This is a genomic window from Micromonospora sp. CNZ303, from assembly GCF_004345505.1.
Map to the genome: position 1 here is coordinate 179,739 of NZ_SLVT01000004.1, position 18,207 is coordinate 197,945.

Consider the following 18,207-nt stretch of genomic DNA (forward strand, 5'->3'; position numbering starts at 1 on the left):
CGGGGCGCCGGACCCCCGGATGGTGGTGCCGGGCAGCGTGGCGGAGGCGCTGGCCGTACAGGAGCGGTTGCGGCCACTGGTGGACCTGGTCGGGCCCGGTCCGGCCGAGCCCGCGACGGTGGCCGGCCTGGACGTGGCGTACACCGAGAGTGGTGACCGGCTCGCGGCGGCCGTGACCGTGCTGGACACCCGGACCCTCGCGGTGGTCGACTCGGCGGTGAGCGTGGGCCGGCCCGCGTTCGGGTACGTCCCGGGGCTCTTCGCCTTCCGCGAACTGCCCGCGCTGCTCGACGCGCTCGACCGGCTGAGCGTGCCTCCCGAGTTGCTGGTCTGTGACGGGCACGGGCTGGCCCACCCGCGCCGGTTCGGGCTCGCCTGCCACCTGGGCGTGGTGACCGGCCTGCCCGCCATCGGGGTGGGCAAGACGCCCCTGCTGGGGGAGTGGACGCCGCCGGCCCAGCGTCGGGGCGCGTGGACGCCGTTGCGCGACGGGGACGAGACCGTGGGTCGGGTGCTGCGTACCCGGGACGGCGTGAAGCCGGTCTTCGTCAGCGTCGGCCACCGGATGAGCCTCGACGACGCGACCGCGCGGGTGCTGGCGTTGACGCCGCGCTACCGGCTGCCGGAGACCACCCGTACCGCCGACCGGCTCTGCCGCGACGCCCTGGCCGCCGCCGAGGCGACCGCCCGCGCCACCTGAGGCCGCCGCCGTCGAAGCGATGGCCCGCACCACCTGACGCCGCCGGAGCGACGGCCCGCGCCGTCTGGGGCCGCCGCCGTTCTCGGCAGCCCCGGACCGGCGGACGCACGACCGTCCCGCCGCCGGCCAGGGTGCGCGGACCGGGTCGCGGGGTAATACGGCGCACATCCGGAGCGCTCAATGACCGGGCCCCGAGCGGGCCCGGTAGTAGCCTGACCGGCGGACCCCCGTCGGGGGAGGAACGGCGAGGTGATCATGGCGGTACGTCGGCACGCGGCGCGGCTCGCGACGGTCTGCGCGTTGCTGGGCGGCCTGGTGGCGCTCGGCGCGACGCCGGCGCTCGCCGCAGGCGACTCGGTCCGGGTGCGTTCGGCCGGCAGCTTCACCGCCGGCGGTTCCGCCGGGGGCGTCTCGATCGAGGTGCGCAAGCGCAGCGACGGCTGCGTGCTGCTGCGTACCGCACTGGGGTTGCGCCTGGCCGGCCTGCGCGCCGACCAGGTCAGCGCGCAGGTCAACGTGGGTGGACGCTGGTTCCCGGTGCCGCTCTCCGGAAGCGGTGGCAGCGCGGCCACGTCGGCCACCTCGCCCCTGAAGCCGAGGCTCTGCAAGGGCAAGAGCATCACGGTGCGCTACCGGGTGGCGTTCGACGCGGAGGTGCCGGGCGGCCGGCTGACCGTCAGCGGCGCGGCCAGCGACGCGCTCGGGCGGGCCCTGGGCCGGGGCGCGGTGGCGTCCCGGGTGGTCGGCGACCGGGCCACGCCCTCGCCGACGCCGAAGCCGTCGAAGAAGCCGTCGCCCACCCCGAGCGCGGTCGCCACCGAGGTGCTGGCCGGCGCGGCGGACCCGAGCCTGGCCGCCGGCCAGGGCGCGGGCGCCGTCAGCAACGCGGCCGAGGAGGAATCTTCCGGCGGCTCGGTGGTCATGTTCTTCGGCATCGCCATGGTCGCCGTCGGGATCCTGCTCATCGTCCTGCTGTTCCGCCGCTCGCGGGCGGACAAGGAGCCGGCCGACCCGGGCCACGTCCCGCTGCCCCGCAACCCCGGCGGCACCACCTACCGCTCCGGGCAGGGCCCGGCCGCCGCCCCCGGTCCACCCGGCCAGGTGTACGGGCAGCAGCCGCCCGCCCCCGGCCTGTACGGCGGCGCGCCCGCCCCGCGCCCCGCTGGCGGCGTGTACGGCAGCCGCCCGGCACCGGCCCCGGAGGCCACGCAGGTGGTGCCCGGCGCGCCGGCCTCCCCACCCGTGTCGGCCCCGCCGGCGCCCCCGGTGCCGGGGCAGTACGGGGCGCCGCCGCCCGTGCCGCCCGCCCAGGGCAAGCCCGGTGACCCGCCGCCGGAGACCGGCGGTGGCGACCACACGGTGTTCATGCCCCGGCTCCCTGGCTGAGCCGGGCCGGGCCGCGCCGCTCCGATACGCTCAGGCCGTTGAGGACCTGCGGCGCGAGGAGCGAGACCGGTGTCTGATCTGTCCCAGATCGTGAAGGCCTACGACGTCCGTGGGACGGTGCCGGACCAGTGGGACGAGCAGGCCGCCGAGGCCCTCGGCACGGCCCTCGCGCAGGTGCTGGACGGCTTCGGCGAGCGGGACGGGGAGGTGCTCGTCGCGCACGACATGCGCGCCACCGGTCCTGCGCTGGCCGCCGCCTTCGCCGCCGGCGTGCGCGCCGAGGGGCGCGCCGTCATCGAGCTGGGCCTCGCCTCCACCGACATGCTCTACTACGCCTCCGGCGCGCTGGGGCTGCCCGGCGCGATGTTCACCGCCAGCCACAACCCGGCGCAGTACAACGGCATCAAGATGTGCCGCTCCGGGGCTCGCCCGATCGGGCAGGACAGCGGGCTGGCCGAGATCCGCGAGCGGGCGCAGGCCCTGCTGGACAAGGGGGAGCGTCCGGCCGGCACGCCGGCCGCGCCGGCCGAGCGCCGCGACCTGCTGGCCGACTACGCGGCGTACCTGCGGCAGCTGGTCGACCTCTCGGGCATCCGTCCGCTGAAGGTGGTCGTGGATGCCGGCAACGGCATGGCCGGCTACACCGTCCCGGCCGTGCTCGGCGACGCCGTCCTGCCGGCCCTGCCGCTGGAGATCGTGCCGCTCTACTTCGAACTCGACGGCACCTTCCCCAACCACGAGGCCAACCCGCTGGACCCGGCCAACCTGGTCGACCTCCAGCGCGCGGTGATCGAGCACGGCGCCGAGATCGGCCTGGCGTTCGACGGCGACGCCGACCGCTGCTTCGTGGTCGACGAGCGCGGCGAGCCGGTCTCGCCGTCGGCGGTCACGGCCCTGGTGGCGGCCCGCGAGCTGGCCAAGCACCCCGGCTCGACGGTGATCCACGGCCTGATCACCTCGCGGGCGGTACCGGAGATCATCCGCGAGCACGGCGGCGAGCCGGTCGTCGCCCGGGTCGGGCACTCCTTCATCAAGGCGGAGATGGCCCGGACGAACGCGATCTTCGGCGGCGAGCACTCCGCCCACTACTACTTCCGCGACTTCTGGTTCGCCGACACCGGCATGCTCGCCGCGTTGCACACCCTGGCCGCCCTGGGTGAGCAGTCGCTGCCGCTGTCCGTGCTGGCCGGCGAGTACGAGCGGTACGTGGCCTCGGGCGAGATCAACTCGACGGTGGCCGACCAGGCCGCCAAGGTGGCCGAGGTGCGGGCCGCGTACCCGCAGGCCGACGTCGACGAGATGGACGGGCTGACCCTGCGCTTCCCGGACGGCGCGTGGTTCAATCTGCGCGCCTCCAACACCGAGCCGCTGCTGCGGCTCAACGTCGAGGCCCCGACGCGGGAGCGGATGACCGCCCTCCGTGACGAGGTGCTCGACCGCGTTCGCCGATAAGATCGCCTGCGCCGGTCGGCACCGTCGATCGGTGAGACCGCATACGTGGAAGGAGCCGCGCCGTGGCCCTGGACCCGCAGTTGCTGGAAATCCTCGCCTGTCCGGACACGCATCACGCCCCGCTCGACTACGACGCGCAGGCGCAGACGCTGACCTGCACCGAGTGCGGCCGGATCTTCGAGGTCCGCGACGACGTGCCGGTGCTGCTGCTGGACGAGGCGCGCGGCCCCGCGGAGCAGTCGTGATCGACGGCACGGCCGGGGTCAGCGGCCGGCGCGAGCCCGACGAGGCACTGCTCGACGACCCGGCCGCGCTGGCCGAGCACGACCCGGGCGGCATGCTGCGGCACACCGCCTCCGCCGGGGCACAGGTCCGCGAGACGGCCGCGCTGGCCGCCGAGGCCAACCTCCAGGTGCTCGCCGACGAGGGCCGCCCCCGGGCGGTCGTCATCGCCGGCATCGGCACCGCCGGGCGTACGGGCGACGTGCTGGCCACCGTCGCCGGGCCGCGCTGCCCGGTGCCGGTCATCCCGCACCGCAGCGCCGGCGTGCCCGGCTGGGTGGGCGCCGCCGACGTGGTCATCGCCGTCAGCGCGTCCGGTCGCAGCCCCGAGGCGCTGGGTGCCGCCGAGGCCGCGCACCGGCGGGGCGCCCGGCTGGTCGCCGTCGGCGCGCCCGACTCGCAGTTGCAGTCCGTGGCCGAGCGGGCCCGGGCGCCGTTCATCCCGGTGCCCCGGCGCGCCCCGGCCCGGGCCAGCCTCTGGGCGCTCACCGTGCCGGTCCTGCTCGCCGCCCGTACGCTCGGGCTCGTGAAGGTCAACGAGGCGGACCTGGCGGAGACCGCGGCCCGGCTGGACGCGGACGCCGACCGCTGCCGCCCGACGGCCGAGTCCTTCGTCAACCCCGCGAAGTCGCTGGCCCTGGGCCTCGCCGGCTCGGTGCCGATCGTCTGGGGCTCGTCGCCGCTGGCCACGGTCGCGGCCCGCCGGTTCGGCGACACCCTGTCCGCCAACGCCCGCTACCCCGTGGTCAGCGGGGCGCTCGGCGAGGCGGGGCGCGGTCGGGTCGGCCTGCTCGACGGCGTCTTCGGCGGTCTGGCCGAGGGGGAGCGCGACATCTTCGCCGACCCCGACGTGGAGTCGCCGTCGGGCACCCGGCTGCGGTTGGTCCTGCTGCGCGACGGCGGGTTGAACCCGGAGGACGACGCCGACGAGCCGCTCGACGTCGAGGAGCGCCGCGCGGACGCCGTGCAGACCCTCGCCGAGCGGCGCGGCGTGCGCTGCGACGTGGTGACCGCCGAGGGCGGCTCCGCGCTGGAGCGGCTCGCCTCGCTGGTCGCCGTGCCGGACTTCGCCTCGATCTACCTCGCCCTGGCACACGGACTGGATCCGATGGCCGTGCCGGCCATCACCGAAATGAAGGAGCTGGCAAACCAGTGAGCGATAGCAGGGAACGGGTCGAGCGGCGCACCGCGCCGACGCCCGGCGGGGCCGCGCGACACGACGGAGCGACGGCGTGAGCGCCAACGGTGGTACGAAGGCGATCGTCGCCGCCCTGCTGGCCAACGCCGGCATCGCCGTCACCAAGTTCGTCGCGTTCCTGCTGACCGGATCGTCGTCGATGCTGGCCGAGTCGATCCACTCGGTCGCGGACTCCGGCAACCAGGGGCTGCTACTGCTCGGCGGGCGGCGGGCCAAGCGCGCGGCCACCCCGCAGCACCCGTTCGGCTACGGCCGGGAGCGCTACATCTACGCGTTCATCGTCTCCATCGTGCTGTTCAGCATCGGTGGCCTGTTCGCCCTCTACGAGGCGTACCACAAGTGGTCGCATGAGGAAGGCATCACCTCGTGGCACTGGGTGCCGGTCGTGGTGCTGGTGTCGGCGATCATCATGGAGACGTTCTCCTTCCGCACCGCCATCAAGGAGTCCAACCTCGTCCGGGGCAACCAGTCCTGGGTGAGGTTCGTCCGGCGGGCCAAGGCCCCCGAGCTGCCGGTGGTGCTGCTGGAGGACCTGGGCGCGCTGGTCGGTCTGATCTTCGCGCTCTTCGGCGTGGGCATGACGCTGATCACCGGCAACGGCCGGTGGGACGCGGTGGGCACCGCGATGATCGGTGTGCTGCTGGTGGTCATCGCGATCATCCTGGCCATCGAGACCAAGAGCCTGCTGCTCGGTGAGGGCGCCGAGGCGCACGACGTCGCCGCGCTGGAGAAGGCGGTCACCGACGGCCCCGAGTTCGAGCGGATCATCCACATGAAGACGCTCTACCTCGGGCCCGAGGAACTGATGGTGGCCGCCAAGGTCGCCGTGCCGGCCGGCGTCACCGCCGAGGTGCTGGCGCGGAGCATCAACACCGTCGAGGGGCGGATCCGCGCCGCCGTGCCGACCGCCCGGGTGATCTACCTGGAGCCGGACATCTACCACGCCACCGCCGAGCGGGCGGTCGCCGGGAACGCGTCGCCCGCCGAGCCGGGTGAGGTCGCCGGGCGGCCCGGGAGCTGACCGGTGGAACTGCTGCACGGACCGATCCGCGACTACGCCTGGGGGTCCCGCTCGGCGATCGCCGAGTTGCAGGGGCGGCCGGCGCCGAGCGACGGCCCGGAGGCCGAGTTGTGGCTGGGCGCCCACCCGGGCGGCCCGGCCCTGGTCGACCGCGACGGCGACCGGGTGAGCCTGACCGACCTGCTGCTCGCCGAGCCGCACCACTGGCTCGGCGAGCGGCTGGTCGGCCGGTTCGGTACCCGGCTGCCGTTCCTGCTCAAGGTGCTCGCCGCCGACGCCCCGCTGAGCCTCCAGGCGCACCCGGACGCCGAGCAGGCCCGCGCCGGGCACGCCGCCGACGCCGCCCGCCCCGACGGGCAGCGCAACTACGTCGATCCGTACCACAAGCCGGAGCTGCTGGTCGCGCTCTCGCCGATGGAGGCGCTCTGCGGTTTCCGGGACCCGGCGACCTCGGCGGCGGCGCTGGCCGGCTTCGGCGTACCCGCGCTGGAGCCGGTGCTGGCGGCGCTGAGGACGGGGCCGGCGGGCCTGCGTGACGCCGTACGACTGCTGCTGACCTGGCCCGCCGACCGGCGCGACGCGCTGGTGGCGGCCGTGGCGTCGGCGCCGGTCGCGGGGCCGGACGCGGAGCTGGCCCGGGACCTGGCCGCCGCCTACCCGGGCGACCCCGGCGTGCTGGTGGCGATGCTGCTCAACCGGGTGCGGCTGGCCCCCGGCGAGGCGATCTGGATGCCGGCGGGCAACCTGCACGCCTACCTGCGCGGCACCGGCGTGGAGATCATGGCGGCCAGCGACAACGTGCTGCGCGGCGGGCTGACGCCGAAGCGGGTGGACGTCGAGGAGCTGCTGCGGGTGCTGCGCTTCGAGGTGCTGCGCGACCCGGTGGTGCCGCCGCTGGAGGTCGCCCCGGGCGTGGTCACGTGGCCGGTGCCGGTGGAGGACTTCGCGCTGCACCGGGTGACGGTGGGCGCGGGACTGCCGGCGGTGTCGGTCGAGGTGCCCGGGCCCCGGGTGGTGCTCTGCCGCTCCGGCGAGGTCTCGGTCGACGACGGGGCCGGCGCGGTGACGCTGGCGCCCGGACGGGCGGCCGTCGGCAGCGCCGCCGCCGGGCCGCTGCGCCTGGGCGGGGCGGGGGAGGCGTACGTCGCGAGCTGCGGCCTGCGCTGACAGGCGGGGCGGCGGGCGTGCGGGTGGGGCGCGAGGCGGCGACGCGCAAGTCCGACTTTTCCGGAATAGCTTGACGCGGCCCTGGCTGAATGTGACTCTATGGGTACGCAGCGTTATCGCGACGAAGGTCCGAGAACGCGCGGGGGAACCAAACCGGGGGGATGCACGGGGCGGGCGGCCGATGGACGGGAGACCGTTCACGACCGGCCGCCCCGTGCGCTGTCCGCTGATGTCTTCGTGCTCACTTCACCCGACCGGTCCTCCCGTCGGCGGCTCGCGCGCGTAAGGTGAATGGTCGCGCAGCACATCGTCCGACAGGAGATTTCATGACCAGCACCCTCCCGGCGTCCGCCAGCGGCACGCCGTCCGAGGCCCGGCCGAGCACTCTCGCCGAGGGCGACTACAAGGTGGCGGATCTGTCGCTCGCCGAGTTCGGGCGTAAGGAGATCCAGCTCGCCGAGCACGAGATGCCCGGCCTGATGGCGATCCGTCGTGAGTTCGCCGACGCCCAGCCGCTCGCCGGTGCCCGGATCACCGGGTCGCTGCACATGACCATCCAGACCGCCGTCCTGATCGAGACCCTCGTCGCGCTCGGCGCGCAGGTCCGCTGGGCGTCCTGCAACATCTTCTCCACCCAGGACCACGCCGCCGCCGCGATCGTCGTCGGCCCCGAGGGCACCCCCGAGGCCCCGGCCGGCGTCCCGGTCTACGCCTGGAAGGGCGAGAGCCTGGAGGAGTACTGGTGGTGCACCGAGCAGGTGCTCGCCTGGCCCGACGGGCAGGGCCCGAACATGATCCTCGACGACGGCGGCGACGCCACCCTGCTGGTGCACAAGGGCGCCGAGTTCGAGAAGGCCGGCGCCGTGCCGCCGGTCGAGTCCGCCGACTCCGAGGAGTACGCGGTCATCCTCGGCGTGCTGCACCGCTCGCTCGCCGAGGACAACCAGCGGTGGACCCGGATCGCCGCCGGCATCAAGGGCGTGACCGAGGAGACCACCACCGGCGTGCACCGGCTCTACGAGATGCACCGCGCCGGCACCCTGCTCTTCCCCGCCATCAACGTCAACGACTCGGTGACGAAGAGCAAGTTCGACAACAAGTACGGCTGCCGCCACTCGCTGATCGACGGCATCAACCGGGCCACCGACGTGCTGATCGGCGGCAAGATGGCGGTCGTGCTCGGCTACGGCGACGTCGGCAAGGGCTGCGCCGAGTCGCTGCGCGGCCAGGGCGCCCGGGTCGTGGTGACCGAGGTCGACCCGATCTGCGCGCTCCAGGCCGCGATGGACGGCTACCAGGTCGCCACCCTGGACGACGTGGTCGAGCAGGCCGACATCTTCATCACCGCCACCGGCTGCTTCGACGTCATCACCAACGAGCACATGGCCCGAATGAAGCACCAGGCCATCGTCGGCAACATCGGCCACTTCGACAACGAGATCGACATGGCCGGCCTGGCGAAGCGTTCCGACGTCGAGCGGGTCAACATCAAGCCGCAGGTCGACCTCTGGAAGTTCGCCGACGGGCACGCCATCATCGTGCTGTCGGAGGGCCGCCTGCTCAACCTGGGCAACGCCACCGGCCACCCGAGCTTCGTGATGTCGAACTCGTTCGCCAACCAGACGATCGCCCAGATCGAGCTGTTCACCAAGACCGAGGAATACCCGATCGGCGTCTACGTGCTGCCCAAGCACCTCGACGAGAAGGTCGCCCGGCTGCACCTGGAGGCGCTCGGCGCCAAGCTGAGCACCCTGACCAAGGAGCAGGCGTCCTACCTCGGCATCTCCGTGGAGGGCCCGTTCAAGCCGGAGCACTACCGCTACTGACACCTGGCGCGCCGACCGGGCCGACCGCTCCCTCCCGAGCGGCCGGCCCGGTCGGCGTTTCCGCCGGCGGGCGCGCCGCCACGGGTCGAGCGGACCGGCGGCAGCGCGGGCGGTCGCCTGCCGCCGGGCGGTCAGTCCCGGCGGGAGCGGCGCCGGGCGGGGCGGACCCAGCTCCACACACACCAGACGAGCCACGCCACCGAGACCACGGCGGCCAGCGTGCGCAGCCGCAGCGCGTCGAGCAGCAGCACCAGGGCGAGGACGGCCAGCCACGGCCCGAACGCCCTCACGACCGCCACCGGCCGAGCACCATCCGGCGGACCAGCGGCGGAGCGATCCACGACCAGACGCAGAAGAGCATCCAGGCCACGGCGAACAGGCCGGCGAGCACGTCCAGACCGGCGACGTTCAGCAGCACGATGACGCCGACCGCGAACAGCCAGGTGCGGAAGATCCCCAGCCGGTGCAGCGGACGCAGCGGCAGCAGCAGCGGGTGCGCGTGCACCTGCGCCTCCCACGCCGCCTCGGCGTAGTCGGCATCGGTCGGGTCGTGCGCCACCGCCTGGCCGAACGCGCGGCGCGCGGTGCCCAACCGGCCACGCCGGGCCGAGGTGGCGCCGTGCAGGGCGAGCGCCGCCGGATTGTCCGGCCACGCCCCGAGGAACTCCCTGGCGATCCGGTCGGCCGCCCGGTCGTCCCCCCGGGCGTACGCGAGCTGGACGCGGCACGCGAAGACGGCCGGCTCCTGCGGGCTGATCGTGGCGGCCCGGGCGACCAGGCGTTCCGCCTTGTCGAGCTGCCCCACGGCCGAGCAGAGCTGCGCGTACTGGCACAGCAGCCACGGGTCCTCCGGCTCGATGGCGAGCGCGTCGAGCAGTGCCCGCTCGGCGGCGGGGTACTCGCGGCGGTGGCGCAGCGCGACGCCGAGCCGGCCGAGCAGTTCGGGGTCCGGGCCGGCCTCGGCGAGGCCTCGACGGGTGACTGCGGCCAGGTCGTCCCAGCGGCTCAGCGAGGTCAGCGCGTACGCCCGCAGCCGGAACGCCGCCGGGCTGAGGGCCAGCGCGGCCGGGAGCCGGTCGACCTCGTCGAGGGCCTGCTCCGCGCGGTTCAGCTCGAGCAGGTGCGCCACCCGGGCGAGCTGGGCCTCCGGGGCGGTCATCCGGCGGCCACCAGCAGGAACAGCAGGGCCTCGACGACGCCGAACAGGAGCACCGCCCCGAGGCCGGGCAGCCACAGCGACGCCGGCTCGTCGCCACGCAGCTCGTAGGCCCGGAACGGACGTTTCTGCGTGGCGGAGGCGGCGAGCCAGACCCCGGCGCCGGCCAGCGCCGCGATCAGCCGGACGGGACGGTCCCCCCAGTCGTCGAGGAAGGCGAGCGTGAGCGCCAGCCGGGCCGTCAGCGCGGCCAGCCCGACGCCGAGCACCATCAGGTTCGTCCGACGGGGCAGGCCCAGCCGGTGCCCGTTGACCAGGGCCAGCACGGTGGCGGCCAGCGGACCGGCGAAGACGGCGGGGAAGATCAGCGACTGCGGTCGCCACGGCCGGCGTCGCGTCCCGTACGCCGCCGGCGCGATGGTGGGGGTGAACAGATCGTCGGCCACGATGTTCCCGTCTCGGTAGGGGCGAGCGAGCCGGATCCTGCCACAGCCGGGTGACCGAGGGCGCTCCCGGAGGGAGTGGATTCCAGGTCGCGACGTGTGCGCGGCCCCCGCCCGCCGGTCAGGTGCCGGCATCGGGCACGGGCCCGCCACCCGCCGGTGCCGCCGTCGGCCGTACCCCCGGAAGGGGCTGCACCGGCACGGCGGCCGGCGCCCCGACGGGCACCGCCGGACGGACCGTGCCGGGCGGCACGACGCCCGCGGGCCCGACGGCACCTTCAGAGGTGACCACGCCTGCGGGCCCGGCGGTGAGGTCGGGTCCGGCGGCGCCTTCAGACGTGGCGACGCCCGCGGGCCCGGCGGCGGACGGGGTCGCGCGGGGTGGCGCGGGTGGGTGGAGTGTCAGCTCCGGCCAGAGCGTCGCGGCGGCCGACCGGCCGAGCCCCAGCCGGTACCTCGCCCGCCGGTGCCGCTCGCCGAGGACCGCGGCCAGGTAGACCGACTCGGGCATGCCCGGAGGCGGGGGCGGCGTGACCACCGCCGAGACCTCCGTCCACAATCCGTGCCCCAACCGCCCCCGCGCCGGCTCCGCCAGCTGGTGCACGCGGGCCAGGTACTGGCGGGCGGCCAACGCCAGGCCGTCGTCGAGCCGGCTCAGGTCCACCGCGCCCGCCCAACCGGCCAGCGCGGGGACCGCCGTGGGGACGGGCCGCCAGGCGGTCGCCGTGCGGGTGTGCACGACCAGCGTGCCCGCCACCAGGTCGCCCAGCCGACGCCCGCGCCGGTCGGTCACCATCACCGTCACCCCGGCCACCCAGCTCACCAGCGGCAGCACCAGGCCGGGCCACTCCACGGCCACGCCGACCAGCGCCCGGATCAGCGACTGCCGCGCGGCGACCGGAGCGCCGTCGGCGCTGACCACGCGCAGCCCGACCGCCATCTTGCCCAGCGTGCGACCGTGGTTGAACCGCTCGCACAGCACCGGGTAGCCGACCAGCACCAGGATCAGGCCCACCGTGGCGATCCCGCCGGCCAGGGCGCCGTCGACCAGCCCTTCCGGCAGGTTGAGCAGCGCGACGCCGACGCTCATGGACAGCACCAGCATGAGGGCCGCCTGCGCCAGGACGTCGAGCAGCAGCGCGAGCACCCGGGAACCGATCCGGGCGGCCCGGACGTCCAGCTCCACGGCCTCCCCGCTGACCAGCCCGGCGTCACCCCACGGGGCGGGTCGCGGTTGTGCTCTCACCCCGACAGTGAACACTATGATCGCCGGACGGGGGTGACGGTGGATCTCGACGCGTACGTCGCGGAACACGGCGGGCAGTGGCGACGGCTGGAGGAACTCTCCGGGCGCGGCCGGCTCGACGCCGCCGAGGTCGACGAGTTGGTCGCCCTCTACCAGCGGGCGACCACCCAGCTGTCGGTGCTGCGCAGCCGCTCACCCGACCCGGCGTTGGTCAGCCAGCTCTCCCAGGTGGTGCTGCGCGCCCGGGCCCGGCTCACCGGGCGCCCGCGCCCGTCGTGGGCGGCGGTCGGGCGGTTCTTCGTGGCCGGCTTCCCCGCCGCGGTCTACCGCGCCTGGCCCTGGTGGTGCGGGGTGGCGACCGGGTTCAGCCTGCTCAGCCTCTTTCTCATCTGGTTCGTCGCGGGCAATCCGCAGACGGCGGCGGCCTTCATCGGCGAGGCGGCGGCCGCCGACCTGGTCGAGTCCGGCTTCGCCGGCTACTACACCGAGTTCTCCGCGCCGACGTTCGCCTTCCACCTGTGGACGCACAACGCCTGGCTCGCCGCCCAGTGCCTCGCCGCCGGGGTGCTGATCGTCCCGGTGCTCTACCTGCTCTGGCAGAACGCGCTCAACATCGGCGTGGTCGGCGGGGTGATGGTCGCCTACGGCCGCGCGGACGTCTTCTTCGGCCTGATCACCCCGCACGGGCTGCTGGAACTCACCGGCGTCTTCGTGGCCGCCGGGGTGGGCCTGCGCATCGGGTGGGCGTGGATCGCTCCGCCCACGCAGCTCACCCGGGGGCAGTCGGTGGCCCAGGCGGGACGCGAGGGCGTGCTGGTCGCCGTCGGGCTGGTGGGGCTCTTCGCGGTCTCCGCCGTCATCGAGGCGTTCGTGACCCCCGCCCCCGTGCCCATTCCGCTCCGCGTGGCCGTGGGCGCCGCCGTCTGGCTCGCCTTCCTGGCGTACGTGGTGCTCCTCGGCCGCCGCGCCACCCACCCGGGGCCTGCCGGTGGGGTGCCGCCGAACGCGGGTCAGAGGTGGCCCAGGGACTTCAGGCGGAGGTAGGTGTCGGCCAGGGTGGGGGCCAGGCGGCCGGCCGGGGCGTCCACCACCGTCACGCCGTGGCGGGCCAGAGCCACCCGCACCCGGTCGCGTTCGGCTAGCGCACGCCAGGCCGCCGCTGCGGCGTAGGCGTCCGCCGGGCGCTGCGGGACGGTGGTGGTGAGGGCGGTCAGCACCGGGTCGTGCGTCGCCGCGATCACCACCTTGTGCCGGGCGGCCAGCCGGGGGAGCACCGGCAGCAGCCCCTCGCCGAGAGCGCCGGCCTCCAACGCGGTGAAGAGCACCACCAGGCTGCGCTGGCGCTGCCGGCGCAGCAGCTCGCCCGCGATCAGGTCGAAGTCCGTCTCCACCAGCGTCGGCTGGAGCGGGGCGAGGGCGTGCACCACCCGGGAGAGCAGGGCCGGGCCGCCGGTGCCGGTGACCGTGGCCCGTACCGCCGCGTCGGCCGCGAGCAGGTCGACCCGGTCGCCGGCGCGGGCGGCGAGGGCGGTGAGCAGCAGCGCGGCGTCGATCGCGGTGTCCAGCCGGGGTTCGTCGCCGACCCGCACCGCCGACGTCCGCCCGGTGTCCAGCACGCACAGCAGCCGGCGGTCCCGCTCCGGCCGCCACGTGCGCACCAGCACGTCGGCGCGGCGCGCACTCGCCCGCCAGTCGATCGAGCGCACGTCGTCGCCGACCACGTACTCGCGGAGGGTGTCGAACTCGGTGCCCTGGCCCCGCCCCCGGCTCACCTGGGTGCCGTCGATGACCCGCAGCCGGGACAGCTTCTCCGGCAGGTGCCGGCGGGAGTCGAAGCGGGGCAGCACGCGCAGCGTCCACGGCGGGGTCGCCGGCCGCCCGGAGCGCTGCCGGAACCCGAGCCCCAGCGGTCCGAACGAGCGCACGGTCAGCGCCACCGCCGGCCGGTCGCCGCGCCGCAGCGGGGTCAGCCGGCTGGGCAGCGCCACCGTCGCGCCCGGCTCGACGTGCACGAGCTGTCCCGGCGGCACGTCGGGGCGGGCGCCGGCGGAGGGCACCCAGGCGTCGCGGACGCGCGCCCGCAGCGTACGGCCGGAGGGGTTGTGCAGCAGCAGCGCGACGGTGGCGGTGCCGCCGAGGCGGACCGCGCGGTCCCCCTGCCGGGCGGCCGTGAGCGCGCCCGGCGGCGCGGCCAGCGCCCGGTCGAGCAGCACCAGCAGCAGTACCGCCCCGGTCATCACCAGCAGCCCGGCGAACGGCGACGGCCAGGCCGGCAGGGTCAGCGCGCCGACCGCCAGCAGGAGCGCCGCCCGCCAGGTCATCGCGGCGTCGGCACGGTGGCGAGCACCGTGTCCAGCACCTGGTCCACGCCGACGCCCTCCAGCTCCACCTCGGGGCGCAGCCGCAGCCGGTGCCGCAGCGTCGGCCGGGCGACCGCCTTCACGTCGTCCGGTACGACGTGGTCGCGGCCGGCCAGCCAGGCCCACGCCTTGGCCGTGTTGAGCAGCGCGGTGGCGCCCCGGGGCGAGGCGCCCAGCTCCAGCGCCGGGGTGTTGCGGGTGGCCCGGCAGAGGTCGACGACGTAGCCGAAGAGCGGCTCGGCCACGTGCACCCGGCCGACCGCCGCCCGGGCCGCAGCCAGGTCGGCCGCGTCGGCCACCGGCCGTACGCCGGCGGCGGTCAGGTCGCGCGGGTCGAAGCCGGCGTGGTGCGCGCGGAGCACGCCCAGCTCCTCGTCCCGGTTGGGCAGCGGCACGGTGAGCTTGAGCAGGAACCGGTCGAGCTGCGCCTCCGGCAGCGGGTAGGTGCCCTCGTACTCGATCGGATTCTGGGTGGCGGCGACGATGAACGGGTCGGGCAGCGGTCGCCGTTCGCCCTCCACCGAGACCTGCCGCTCCTCCATCACCTCCAGCAGTGCCGACTGGGTCTTCGGCGGCGTCCGGTTGATCTCGTCGGCGAGCAGCAGGTTGGTGAAGACCGGCCCCTCGCGGAAGGTGAAGGCGGCGGTGCGCGGGTCGAAGATCAGCGAGCCGGTGACGTCGCCCGGCATCAGGTCGGGAGTGAACTGCACCCGCTTGGACCCCAGGTCGAGGGCGGTGGCCACGGTGCGGATCAGCAGGGTCTTGGCCACGCCCGGTACGCCCTCCAGCAGCACGTGCCCACGGCAGAGCAGGGCGATGACCAGGCCGGTGACGACCGCGTCCTGCCCGACGACCGCCTTGGCGACCTCGGCGCGCAGCCGGTGCAGGGCGGCGCGGGGGTCGACGGGGTCGATGGTCGGCGGCTCGGCGGTACCGGCGGGTCGGGTCACCGGGGGTCTCCTTCGGCTCTGTGCGGGTGCGGGTGCGGTGCGGCTGGCGGAGGAGGCCCCACGGCTGGCGGGGGCGGCCCGTCGGCGGCCGGTGGCGGCGCCTCGGCGGGTGGGGGCGGTCCGTCGGTGGCGTGCGGGGCGGCGACGCGGGTCAGCCGGTCCAGCGCGCGGGCCAGGTCCAGCAGGTCCTGATCGGTCTCGGGCCCCGCGCCGTGCAGCACCTCGTCGGTCCACCGGGGGTCGTCGCCGGTGCGGGCGGCGACGGCGGCGGCCACGTCGGCCGGCGGCGCGGTCGGCGGCAGGTGCAGCCGGGGCGTCAGGCGATCCAGGGCGGCGCTCCGCAGCGTCCGCGCGGCCGCGTCCCGGGCACCCGCCTTCTCGTAGAGCCGCGCCCGGCCGAGCACCGTCTCCGCCGAGCGGACCGTGACCGGCAGCGGCTCCACCGCCGGCGGGCCGAGCCGGCGGGCCCGCCAGAGCGCCGCCAGCAGGGCGGCAAGGGCGAGCTGGGCCAGCAACGCCCACAGCCAGGCGGGGAAGGCGGACCAGAGCGGGTTCGGCGGGTCGGGCCTGTCGGCCCGGTCCTCGCTGTCGTCGTCGGTCTCCCCGCCCGGGTCCGCCGGGCCGCCGGGCCGCCCGTCGCCGGTGCCGTCGCCGGTGCCGGTGCCCGGCCCGCCGTACCCGGTGGAGCCGCCCGGCGTCGGCGACCAGGCCGGGCTGCCGCTGCTGCCGTCGCCGAAGACCGGCGGGGGTTCGGGGCCGTCCAGGTCGAGCCACACCACCCGGCCGGTCCCGCCGAGCAGCGCGGTGGCGAACGCCCGGTTGTCCCACTCGTCGATCCGGTCGTTGCGGAACGGATCGCTGGCGCCCACCGCCACGGTGCTCTCGGGGACCCGGGGCAGCAGGGCGAGCCCGTCGGCGAAGCAGAACCGGACGGGCGCCGACGCGCCCGGGGCGAGCGCGTAGCGTTGCAGCCCGACCGCCACGCGCCCGAGCTGCCGCAGCTCGGGCAGCGGGCAGGGCAGGCCCCGCGCGTCGGGCCCCACCGCCTGCGCGGCCCACCGTCGACCGGCCGGTTGCACCGGCAGCAGCCTGACCGCCTCCAGCACCCGTCGCGACGGATCCACCAGCACCAGCCTGGTGGTCGAGGGCAGCGAGTCCAACGCGCCGACCGTGTCCGGGTGCAGCAGCGCCGGCGCGGGCACGAAGAGCGTGGTCGCCCCACCGCGCGCGGCCAGCAGGGCGCGCAGCGTGTCCGTCTCCCGCTGCACGGTCACGCCCTGCCCGCGCAGCGCGTCGGCGAGCCGGCTGCCGCCGTCGTCCCCCGTCGCGACCGGGGAGAGGAAGCCCTGCTCGCCGGGGTCGGGCTGGTCGACCGCGTGGGTGATCAGGGTGGTGGCCAGCAGCGCCGCGGCCAGACCCAGCGGGATCAGCAGCCGGTGCCGGCGGCGCCGACGCCGGGGGGCGACGTCCGCGCGGGGCGCCGGTGGTACGGCGGTGGCCTGTGCGCTCATGGTCGTGGCCCGTCCTCGGGTCGCCCGGTCAGCAGCCGGTCCAGGTCGGCGGCGTGCTCCCGCATCCGGTGGTCGTGCTCGGCGGAGGCGGGGCGCTGGCCGTACCAGAGCTCGGAGAAGATCGCGCTGGCGGCGCTCAGCGGTGGACCCACCTGGGGCCGGGTGTCCGTCGCGGCCCGCACCAGTTCGGCGACGGTCATGCCGGGCTGCGGCTGCACCACGCGCCGGGCGGTCAGCTCCCGGACCATCGCGCGCAGCCGCTCCCGGACGGCTTCGGCGTACCGGCCCTCGGCGGCGAGCCGGTCCGCGAGGGAGACGTACGCGGCGGCCGGCAGCTCGGGCTCGCGGGGAGCGGGGACGACCGGCGGCGGGGCGGCCGGCGGCGCGGTCTCCCGGCGGCGTCGACGCAGCCGGGGCAACCGCCGGGGAACCCAGGCCGGGAACGTGTACCAGCCGACCGCGACCAGCACCGCGGCGAGCACCAGCAGCAGGGCGACCAGGGACAGCGGCACCCGGTCGCCGAGCGCCGCCGTGGTCTCGGTCCACCACCGGCTGAGGCTCATCGCCCGGCCGCCAGCAGGACGGTCTCCGGCGTGCCCGCCCGGGCCCGGGAGAGCCGGATGTCCAGCCCCTCGGTACGCATCCGGGTCTCCAGGTGCAGCACCGCGTCCAGGCAGGCCAGGGCCGGGTAGGCGACGCTGTTCACGCCCGCCCAGACGGCCAGCGACAGCCACCCGGCCCAGGCGCGGTCGACGAGGTCGAACGAGTCCAGCCCGACGTAGACGCCGACGCCGAGGCCGACGCGGACGATCCACCACACGAGGTAGCCGAGCAGCCGGATCCAGCCGGCCCGGCCGGCGCCGCGGACGGCCAGGGCGGCGGCGCGCAGCGGGGCGCGCATCGGATGCACCCGGTCGACGACCAGCGCCGGCGCCACGGCGCCGAGCAGGGCGAACCCGACGATCCACGCCGGCCCGAACAGCGCCACCCCGCACATCACGACGCCGACGAGGACGGCGAGCAGCACGGTGGCACCCCAGCGCGCGCCGGTCGGGCGGAGCAGTTCCCGGGCGCCCGGCGCGCGACCGAACAGGGCGGCCCCGGCGGCCCGGGCGGCCGGATTTCCGAGCAGCAGGACGATCACCGCCTCGGTCGCCGCCCCCACCGCCAGCAGCAGCCAGTACGCGCCGAACCGCCCGAACTCCGGCAGCCAGGCGGGTGGCGCCGTGCCGGCGGCGAGCCGCAGCGGGTGCAGCAGGAGTTGCTCGGCCACGGCCAGTACGAGGGCGACCGGCACCAGCACCCGGGCCTGGCCCCGCAGCAGCAGGACCGCGGAGTCCAGCAGTTCGCCGACCGTGAGGGGGCGGCGCGGGAGCACGGCGGTCGGGCCGGCGTCGGGCACGCGTACTCCTGGGGACGGGCGGCGGTGGCGCGTGACGGCGCGCGCGGGGATCATGGTGACACGCCCGTTCCGATCGGGTGGACCCGCACGTCGGGGCGGCGACGCCA

The 18,207-nt window shown here is 75.8% G+C and carries 18 protein-coding genes; 9 read left to right on the top strand and 9 right to left on the bottom strand.

What is annotated here, in order from left to right; translation table 11 throughout:
- Positions 1-19 precede the first annotated feature (19 nt).
- The 8 genes from nfi (at position 20) to ahcY (ending at position 9,032) form a co-directional block, all read left to right on the top strand.
- Positions 20-700 (top strand): deoxyribonuclease V, encoded by a 681-nt coding sequence (gene nfi, locus EV374_RS09180; protein ID WP_132233972.1) that lies wholly within the window; start codon positions 20-22, stop codon positions 698-700.
- Between the two features lie 255 nt (positions 701-955).
- Positions 956-2,086 carry a cell wall-binding repeat-containing protein gene (locus tag EV374_RS09185; protein WP_486485677.1) on the top strand — a complete coding sequence of 377 codons (1,131 nt, stop codon included), beginning with the start codon at positions 956-958 and terminating at the stop codon, positions 2,084-2,086.
- Positions 2,087-2,155: 69 nt separating this feature from the next.
- Positions 2,156-3,538 (top strand): phosphomannomutase/phosphoglucomutase, encoded by a 1,383-nt coding sequence (locus EV374_RS09190; RefSeq protein ID WP_132233566.1) that lies wholly within the window; start codon positions 2,156-2,158, stop codon positions 3,536-3,538.
- Between the two features lie 62 nt (positions 3,539-3,600).
- Complete coding sequence (locus EV374_RS09195; protein ID WP_089001904.1) at positions 3,601-3,783, top strand: Trm112 family protein; 183 nt, start codon at positions 3,601-3,603, stop codon at positions 3,781-3,783.
- Positions 3,780-4,976 carry an SIS domain-containing protein gene (locus EV374_RS09200; protein ID WP_132233568.1) on the top strand — a complete coding sequence of 399 codons (1,197 nt, stop codon included), beginning with the start codon at positions 3,780-3,782 and terminating at the stop codon, positions 4,974-4,976. The genes EV374_RS09195 and EV374_RS09200 overlap by 4 nt, the downstream gene beginning before the upstream one ends.
- 76 nt (positions 4,977-5,052) lie before the next feature.
- On the top strand, positions 5,053-6,039 hold the full coding sequence (locus EV374_RS09205; protein ID WP_132233570.1) for a cation diffusion facilitator family transporter: 987 nt from the start codon (positions 5,053-5,055) through the stop codon (positions 6,037-6,039).
- A 3-nt stretch (positions 6,040-6,042) separates the two neighbouring features.
- Positions 6,043-7,206 (top strand): mannose-6-phosphate isomerase, class I, encoded by a 1,164-nt coding sequence (manA, locus tag EV374_RS09210; protein ID WP_132233572.1) that lies wholly within the window; start codon positions 6,043-6,045, stop codon positions 7,204-7,206.
- Between the two features lie 326 nt (positions 7,207-7,532).
- Positions 7,533-9,032: an adenosylhomocysteinase gene (gene ahcY, locus EV374_RS09215; RefSeq protein WP_132233574.1), complete on the top strand. Its 1,500-nt coding sequence runs from the start codon at positions 7,533-7,535 to the stop codon at positions 9,030-9,032.
- Positions 9,033-9,163: 131 nt separating this feature from the next.
- Here the strand turns inward: ahcY and EV374_RS32450 are convergent, their stop codons facing one another.
- The 4 genes from EV374_RS32450 to EV374_RS09230 all read right to left on the bottom strand — a co-directional run bounded on the left by EV374_RS32450 (position 9,164) and on the right by EV374_RS09230 (position 11,877).
- The gene (locus tag EV374_RS32450; RefSeq protein WP_165947727.1) at positions 9,164-9,331 is read right to left on the bottom strand and encodes a hypothetical protein; all 168 of its coding nucleotides are present in this window, start codon (positions 9,329-9,331) and stop codon (positions 9,164-9,166) included.
- Positions 9,319-10,191, bottom strand: coding sequence for a tetratricopeptide repeat protein (locus EV374_RS09220; protein ID WP_132233576.1), 873 nt, complete (start codon positions 10,189-10,191; stop codon positions 9,319-9,321). Before EV374_RS09220 ends, EV374_RS32450 begins: the two co-directional genes overlap by 13 nt.
- The gene (locus tag EV374_RS09225; RefSeq protein ID WP_132233578.1) at positions 10,188-10,634 is read right to left on the bottom strand and encodes a hypothetical protein; all 447 of its coding nucleotides are present in this window, start codon (positions 10,632-10,634) and stop codon (positions 10,188-10,190) included. Before EV374_RS09225 ends, EV374_RS09220 begins: the two co-directional genes overlap by 4 nt.
- 118 nt (positions 10,635-10,752) lie before the next feature.
- Positions 10,753-11,877 (bottom strand): RDD family protein, encoded by a 1,125-nt coding sequence (locus EV374_RS09230; protein ID WP_486485648.1) that lies wholly within the window; start codon positions 11,875-11,877, stop codon positions 10,753-10,755.
- Between the two features lie 33 nt (positions 11,878-11,910).
- On the opposite strand from EV374_RS09230, the gene EV374_RS09235 reads away from it, so the two are divergent.
- The gene (locus EV374_RS09235) at positions 11,911-12,921 is read left to right on the top strand and encodes a stage II sporulation protein M (RefSeq protein ID WP_486485649.1); all 1,011 of its coding nucleotides are present in this window, start codon (positions 11,911-11,913) and stop codon (positions 12,919-12,921) included.
- Here EV374_RS09235 and EV374_RS09240 read toward each other — a convergent pair.
- The 5 genes from EV374_RS09240 to EV374_RS09260 are packed head-to-tail and all read right to left on the bottom strand — an operon-like array spanning position 12,888 to position 18,100.
- Positions 12,888-14,198: a DUF58 domain-containing protein gene (locus EV374_RS09240; protein WP_132233580.1), complete on the bottom strand. Its 1,311-nt coding sequence runs from the start codon at positions 14,196-14,198 to the stop codon at positions 12,888-12,890. The genes EV374_RS09235 and EV374_RS09240 overlap by 34 nt on opposite strands.
- The gene (locus EV374_RS09245) at positions 14,195-15,187 is read right to left on the bottom strand and encodes an AAA family ATPase (protein WP_207913964.1); all 993 of its coding nucleotides are present in this window, start codon (positions 15,185-15,187) and stop codon (positions 14,195-14,197) included. Before EV374_RS09245 ends, EV374_RS09240 begins: the two co-directional genes overlap by 4 nt.
- Positions 15,184-16,698 (bottom strand): DUF4350 domain-containing protein, encoded by a 1,515-nt coding sequence (locus tag EV374_RS09250; protein WP_486485650.1) that lies wholly within the window; start codon positions 16,696-16,698, stop codon positions 15,184-15,186. The genes EV374_RS09245 and EV374_RS09250 overlap by 4 nt, the downstream gene beginning before the upstream one ends.
- On the bottom strand, positions 16,695-17,261 hold the full coding sequence (locus EV374_RS09255; RefSeq protein ID WP_132233582.1) for a DUF4129 domain-containing protein: 567 nt from the start codon (positions 17,259-17,261) through the stop codon (positions 16,695-16,697). The genes EV374_RS09250 and EV374_RS09255 overlap by 4 nt, the downstream gene beginning before the upstream one ends.
- The gene (locus EV374_RS09260) at positions 17,258-18,100 is read right to left on the bottom strand and encodes a hypothetical protein (protein WP_132233584.1); all 843 of its coding nucleotides are present in this window, start codon (positions 18,098-18,100) and stop codon (positions 17,258-17,260) included. Before EV374_RS09260 ends, EV374_RS09255 begins: the two co-directional genes overlap by 4 nt.
- Between the last annotated feature and the right edge of the window lie 107 nt (positions 18,101-18,207).